This is a genomic window from Roseofilum halophilum BLCC-M91 (genome assembly GCF_030068445.1).
GTDB lineage: Bacteria > Cyanobacteriota > Cyanobacteriia > Cyanobacteriales > Desertifilaceae > Roseofilum > Roseofilum halophilum.
In genome coordinates this window covers 24,073-31,011 of sequence record NZ_JAQPOK010000070.1, presented here as the reverse complement: position 1 = coordinate 31,011, position 6,939 = coordinate 24,073, and the positions used below count along the sequence as shown (strand labels likewise).

Annotated in this window: 5 protein-coding genes and 2 pseudogenes; 5 read left to right on the top strand and 2 right to left on the bottom strand. The window is 46.0% G+C overall.

The genetic code is table 11. The annotated features are described in order from the left end of the window. Positions 1-964: pseudogene (locus tag PJF56_RS08655) on the bottom strand (hypothetical protein); the annotation flags it as partial. 485 nt (positions 965-1,449) lie between these two features. Between PJF56_RS08655 and PJF56_RS22350 the strand changes: the two are divergent. The 4 genes and pseudogenes from PJF56_RS22350 to PJF56_RS22345 form a co-directional block, all read left to right on the top strand. Next, on the top strand, positions 1,450-1,581 hold the full coding sequence (locus PJF56_RS22350; protein WP_430540878.1) for a hypothetical protein: 132 nt from the start codon (positions 1,450-1,452) through the stop codon (positions 1,579-1,581). A 16-nt stretch (positions 1,582-1,597) separates the two neighbouring features. Further along, positions 1,598-1,885: a DUF2470 domain-containing protein gene (locus tag PJF56_RS08650; RefSeq protein WP_283762259.1), complete on the top strand. Its 288-nt coding sequence runs from the start codon at positions 1,598-1,600 to the stop codon at positions 1,883-1,885. Between the two features lie 77 nt (positions 1,886-1,962). Continuing rightward, positions 1,963-3,483 carry a carotenoid oxygenase family protein gene (locus PJF56_RS08645; RefSeq protein WP_283762257.1) on the top strand — a complete coding sequence of 507 codons (1,521 nt, stop codon included), beginning with the start codon at positions 1,963-1,965 and terminating at the stop codon, positions 3,481-3,483. 57 nt (positions 3,484-3,540) lie between these two features. After that, a pseudogene (locus PJF56_RS22345) lies at positions 3,541-4,434 on the top strand (glycosyltransferase family 2 protein); the annotation flags it as partial. A 554-nt stretch (positions 4,435-4,988) separates the two neighbouring features. Here PJF56_RS22345 and PJF56_RS08635 read toward each other — a convergent pair. Further along, positions 4,989-5,312, bottom strand: coding sequence for a hypothetical protein (locus PJF56_RS08635; protein WP_283762255.1), 324 nt, complete (start codon positions 5,310-5,312; stop codon positions 4,989-4,991). 135 nt (positions 5,313-5,447) lie between these two features. On the opposite strand from PJF56_RS08635, the gene PJF56_RS08630 reads away from it, so the two are divergent. After that, positions 5,448-6,830, top strand: coding sequence for a D-alanyl-D-alanine carboxypeptidase (locus PJF56_RS08630; protein WP_283762254.1), 1,383 nt, complete (start codon positions 5,448-5,450; stop codon positions 6,828-6,830). Positions 6,831-6,939 lie beyond the last annotated feature (109 nt).

Below are 6,939 nucleotides of genomic sequence, written 5' to 3'. Positions count from 1 at the left end.
TGCCCAAACTATAAGCCGTTGTCGCATCGGGAGTCGCCCCCACTGTGGTGTCATCGACTTCCACTGTTACGTCATAACTGGACTTGGTGGCAAAATCAAGAGCAGTCCCCGCTTTCAGATACAGAGCCGAACCAGTAATTTCAAAGGAACCGGCATCCGCACCAGTTAAACTCAGGTTATTCGTTCCCACTCCATCATCGGTAATGGCAATATCTGCCACTTTCAAGGCGCTGGTGGTGTTGGTGTCTTCGGGTAAACTGGTGGTGGTATTGTTCAGCGTTACCGCAGTCGGTGCAGCGTTAGTAACGCTTTCACCCGTTGCGCCAAAAAAGGCTAAACCCACATATTCTGGATAGCTGGCGTTACTTGTGGCACTAACCGTCATACTTTCGAGGGTTTTGGTGGCATCTGCGGCAAACCGGACTCCAAATATTGCTACACTGTCTTCGTTCAAATAGCTACCATCATTTGCGCCTACATCAAGACCACTGGCTAGATAATAGAGATTCTCCGATTCAGTAGTCGTCGTGTCTTGCCAATCAGGAACGGTGGTGGTGCTGCTGGTTTGGCTGCTGCCATCATCATAGTTAAAGGTGACGCTGATATCCATCGGCTCGTGTCCGTTGGGACTGAGGGCTAGATGCACGTAGCCGTATTGTCCGGTGGTGACATTAAAATTGAAAGTTTGAGTCCGTGTAGTAGTGCTAAAGCCGCTAATCAAACGGCCATTCGTACCATCATCATTGTCGTTGTAGCTCAGTTGAATCTGCGGATGATAGGAGTTAGCGGTAAAGATACCATTATCGGGTAGTCCATTGCCATTGGTTGGGTCTTTGGCACTAGCAAAGGACTGGGTAGGGAAGTCGTAACCCATGTAGCCGATTCCATCGTTAACTGCATCCGTGCCGTTAACGATTAAATCCTTGTCCAATACTGAGGTTACATTAAAGTCTGTGGTTGTCATCGTGGTGAAAGCTCTAAGCTTTATCAAAACATCAGAGGCAGAGATAACTGAGTTGTATTGAGAGATGCTTAACTGAATGATAACTGTTGAGTGATTTTTTCGGAAAAGAGTTTTTATAAATTTACAATACTCTACATCTACCTCTAATCACCATAACATGATAGAATTCTATTTATGGAGCGTATAACTACTTATTTTTGTTGCTAAAAATCTTGTCGTTTTGTATCGATCGCCAGAAAAAAGTACCGATCCACTCTCTATATAGGATACAGCGTTTTTCGATGTTATGAGGTACAGTAATCGAAATGTTCCTTGAGAGTGTTGTCCCATGAAAAGCCTGAAGAATGGGCACTCTAGCGTAAAAAATGGTTTTCCCATTACCCATTACCCATTACCCATTACCGCGCGAAGCGCTGTAGTGTTTACAAATACTGGAAAATGGCATCTTGCCCGCTTGTTCGATATCAAAGCTATAGCAAGGCGCGATCCCATTCTGCAACCTGACTACCAATTACCAATTACCAATTACCAATTACCAATTACCAATTACCAATTACCAATTACCAATTACCAATTACCAATTACCAATTACCAATTACCCATTACCTATTGATTGAAACTCGAGGGAATCTGATGTCTGATATCATTACGGCTCAAGTGAGCGATCGCATTTGTAAGCATATGAACGAAGATCATGCCGAGGCGATCGCCCTATATGCCCAAACCTTTGGCGCAATGCCTTCAGCGAGCAGCGCTAAAATGGAGGCGATCGACCCTGACGGTATGGATCTTACCGCTCAGGTAGAAGGAAAAACAGTGTGCTTACGAATTGCCTTCGATCATCAATTGGTGGACTCTGAAGACGCTCACCAAACCTTAATTGCGATGGTCAAACAAGCCAGGCAAAACTCTCCCGCTTAAGGGTTGTGCGATCGGTTGAGAGGACAAAATGATACGATTTGTAAACTATTGTATCATTTTTCTTCTCAAATTGGATTATGCAACTCAATTCTGCCCCATCCTTATCCTACGATCTGCAACAGTGGAGCCAAGGATATCAATCTCAACCCCATGAATACGACTATTGGATCGAAGACATAGAAGGAGAAATTCCCCAAGACTTAGACGGAACCCTGCTACGCAACGGCCCCGGATTATTAGATATTGGAGGCTATCCCATCGCCCATCCCTTTGATGGAGATGGTATGGTGAGTGCGATCGCCTTTCGGGGGGGTAGGGCCCACTATCGCAATCGGTTTGTGCGTACCCAGGGCTATGTGGAAGAACAAAAAGCCGGTAAACCCCTCTATCGCGGTGTATTCGGAACACAAAAACCGGGGGGATGGCTGGCCAATCTCTTTGATCTGCGGATAAAGAATTTAGCCAATACCCATATTATTTATTGGGGCGATCGCCTCTTAGCTTTATGGGAAGGAGCCGAACCCCACCGTCTCGATCCTCAGACCTTAGAGACCTTGGCATTAGACCATCTTGACGGTTTGTTAAAACCCGGTCAAGCTTTCTCGGCCCATCCCAAAATCGACCCGTATGGCGATCGCACTAACCCCTGTTTAGTCAACTTCTCCATTCAACCCGGTTTAAAAAGTCAACTCACCATCTGGGAACTCAACCGCAACGGTCAACCCCTACGGCAAAGCACCCATGAAATTCCCGGATTCTGCTTTATCCATGATTTTGCCATTACCCCCCAGTATTACGTCTTTTTCCAAAATCCAGTCTCCTTTAATCCCTTTCCCTTCTTCTTGGGATTGCGCGGCCCTGGGGAATGTATTAACTTCGATCGCCAAAATCCGACTCAAGTTTGGGTCATTCCCCGCCAAGGAAATCAACCCATCAAAAAGATAGAAGTTAATTCTGGGTTTGTGTTTCACCATGTCAACGCCTTTGAAGAAGGAAACCAAATTGTTGTAGATTCAATCGGCTATGAGTCTTTTCCAGAAGTGGAGCCTGGTAGTGATTTTCGTTACACAGACTTTAATCAACTTGCACCTAGTCAATTATGGCGTTTTCGACTAGACTTAAACCATAAAAGAGGCGATAATGCTCCGCATCGCTGGCGCGATCGCCAACTTTTAGAATCCCGATGTTGTGAGTTTCCCCAGATTCATCCCCAATGGGTGGGTAAATCCCACCGTTATGTCTATTTAGGAGCAGCTCATCATCATCAGGGTAGCGCTCCACTCCAAGGGATTCTAAAGCGGGATAACCAGTCTGGAGAAACCCAATTTTGGAGTGCTGCACCCCATGGTTTTGTCAGCGAACCTGTTTTTATTCCTCAACCGGGATCGGAGGGTGAAGATGAGGGTTGGATTGTTTCTGTGGTTTACGAAAGCCAAAAGCATCGCTCTGATATTATTATCTTAGATGCCCAAAACCTAGAACGGGGGCCTACCGCACGACTCCATCTGCAACATCACATTCCCTATGGATTACATGGGAGCTGGATATCCAACCAGCAACTGGGAATCGGTCGATCGGGGGTACAAACCAAGCATTAAACTCAGTTTTATTCAGGCGATCGCTTTTATTGCTCTCCTTGAAACCCAGAACTACTGATGAAATTTAGCATCGTCATTTCCACGTACAACCGCCTATCCTTGCTCAAACGGGCGATCGATTCTGCTTTGAATCAAACTGTACCCTGTGAAGTGGTTGTGGCAGATGATTGCTCTCCAGACGACACCCAAACCTATGTGGAAAGTCTAGGAGAGCAAGTCATCTATCATCGCAATGCAGTCAATAGCGGTCATTCAGCTACAGTGAATGCTGGAGTCGAAGCCGCATCTGGCGATTGGATTAAGTTTGTTGATGATGATGATTATCTTGCGCCCAATTGTATCGAAGAAATGATGGAGGCGATCGCCCTTCGTCCTCAAGCTGTCATTTGTTCCTGTCAAGCTGCCCAAGTTGATCTTGAGGAAAAAGTATTAAGTATTACCCGAAAATCCGGGCCCGGCAAGATCTTCTATATTCCCCAAGAAGATATTCACTATGGCATGTTACTTGAATTAGTTCCCTTTGGAACCCCCATTCAAGTCGCCTGTAAGCGGGACGCTTTTATCCAATCTCAAGGATGGGATTCCAGCTTAGATGCGAATTGTGATGATATTAATTCTTGGGTCAAGATTTCCCAATTTGGAGATGCCCTATTTATCAATGAAAGGTTAGCCTATCGGACAGTTTGGCCGGGTGCTTATAATAAAAAGATTTCCCTGACTAAACGCTTAGAAACGAACCTTTTAATTAAAAGCCAAATTTATGAACGAGTGACTGAAAAACACCAACAAGAAATTCCAAACATGGAAGAAGTCGAATCCTATCTCAGTATTCATTGGGGATTATCTGCGCTGAAACAGAAAAAAATAGTTGATGCGATAAAAATGGTGGTTCCCAATATGTTGTCTTTTTTCGGTTGGAAATTGTTTGTTCAAGCTCAATTCCATCGTCGCCATCTTGATAGATTGACGAACTCCCCCATTGAGAATCTGCGGGTGAATAATATTCAGTCTTCTTTTTTAAAGACCGATGGACGTGAACCCCTTAAGCTTTTGCAAGCGAAAACCAAAATTAGAGCCAGTCGATTAGCTTGGCAGCAGGGAAAATTTATCGTGGGAACTCAACTTATATTACCCATTCTTGCTCAACCCCAATTTTGGTACTTATTGACTGAATCTACAACCCTAAATCAAGGTTTCAAGTTTTCTTTAGATCCACCAGAACAAGCCGATGATGCTTCAGTTTATCTCAAACAAAAATTTTATAAAGTCCTCCAAAGAAATAAGCGATCGCCTATTCCTGAACTGGCAGAAGTTCAAGATTACTTAAGATTACACTGGGGAATCATTGCCTTAAAAGAAGGAAAGCTTAAACAAGCCTATTCATTGCTCCGTCCCAGTCTGTTGTCCCCAGCCGCTTGGACAATCTTTTTGAATGCGTTTAAAGACCGGTTAGGACTCTCGAATAATGGAAAAGTGCGCAAAATTGTCTTAGTCAAATCGTCAATTTAAACTCGATCCTCCTGAAGTTCTCCCTTCAGCAGTTCCCACAAACCAACCGTGCCGACAAAAAAGGTATAAATAGCTGTTTTTAGGGGCGGTTGCTGGTGGGAGGGGGAAAAATAGGCAGCAACGATCGCCTCTACAATATGGACGATCGCAGCTAGGCGCTCTAAAATTACCAATCCGGTAAGAACCGTCGGCATGGACAAATCAATAAACGGATGGTTGAGATTATAGGATTCAAGAGCGATCGCCCCACTCATGAGCAGTGTCGCTCCAACTTTAATAGCTCCGATCGCAGCCGGAGGTAAGCTAAAAGGTTTAGTCATCAGGGCATTCAACTCAATGGGTTCAAGCTTAACCCGTTCGGAGCAATTCAAGCAAGAACCAGGACGTTGTATCCCCAGGCAGTTGTATCCACTCTATGGTAACCTTTTAAAGGGATATTGGAGAGGGTGTTCATTATGATATTGCGTGTCGTTACTCGTGCAAGTGCTTTAACCCTTTTACCGGCGATCGCCGCCTTCGGGCTGATCGGCTGTGAATCAGAGGATGCTTTTATTCCCCCAGCACCCCCCCCCGATGTCTCTCAACCCGATGTTCCCACAACTCCAGAAGTCGCCACACCCAGTCCCTCACCGACTCCCACTCCGGTAGCCCCACCCACCACTCAACTCGCAGCGCCCGAAAATCCCGATCCCCAGGTGAATGCCCAAGTACAGCAAACCCTCGATACCATGGCCAACAAGGGCTATCCTAAAGCCAGTCAAGGGGTATGGATGCAGTCAGGAGAAACCCTACTCGCCAATCATCAAGGCACAACCCTATTACCCGCCGCCTCCTTAACCAAAATCGCCACCACCTTAGCCGTATTAGACACTTTCGGCCCCAAACACCAATTTGTCACCCAAATTGGCTATACCGGAACCCTGAATAATGGAATCATTGAGGGAGATTTAGTGATTATCGGCGATCGCGACCCATTTTTTGTCTGGGAAGATGCGATCGCCCTCGGTAATGCCCTCACCAATCTGGGGATCGAACAAGTAACCGGAGATTTAGTCATCGTCGGTTCATTTTATATGAACTATGAAGACAACCCCAAAACCTCCGGCGCTCTATTACGCCAAGGCTTAAACGTCCAACTATGGCCCAATCAAGCCTATCTGCAATACGAAACCCTACCCGACAACACCCCCCAACCAGAAGTGAGCGCAAGTGGCTTAATCAAAACCGTCACCACAGCACCCACAAACATTAAACCCCTACTGCGCTATTCCTCCCTCCCCATAGCCGAATTGCTCAAAAAAATGAACCAATACAGCAACAATCCCATGGCAGAAATGTTTGCCAATATGGTAGGAGGAGCAGGAATTGTTTCCCAAAAAGCCGCCACTGCTGCCAGTATACCCCCCGCCGAAATTAAACTCATTAATGGGTCAGGATTAGGCGAAGAAAACCAAATGTCCCCACGAGCGGCAGTGGGTTTATTCCTGGGAATACAGAAACTACTGCAACCCCATCAAATGACCGTTGCTGATGTTGTTGCCATTACCGGAGAAGACGAAGGCATCTTAAGATCCCGCCCCTTACCCGAATTTGCCGTCGTTAAATCCGGCAGTCTCTACGTCGTCAGTACCCTTGCCGGAGCCTTACCCACCGCCCAAAACGGTATCGTCTGGTTTGCCATGTTTAATGGCGGTAGCTACTACGAAGACTTTCGTGAAGAGCAAGAAGCCTTCCTTAACCAACTCGTCAGACAATGGGGAGCCGTATCGAGCCTACCAGAAGACTTAAAACCTGGCTTATCCCCAACCTCTGGATCTCGGATCGAGAAAGTGCCATAAGCATATTCAAGAGATGGGGATTTCGCTATTCCTCAATCCTTTGCAATTGGATCGGGGTGGTGGGGTGCAACGTGCTGTAAGTTTCAATCACTCATTGAGTTGGAGCAGG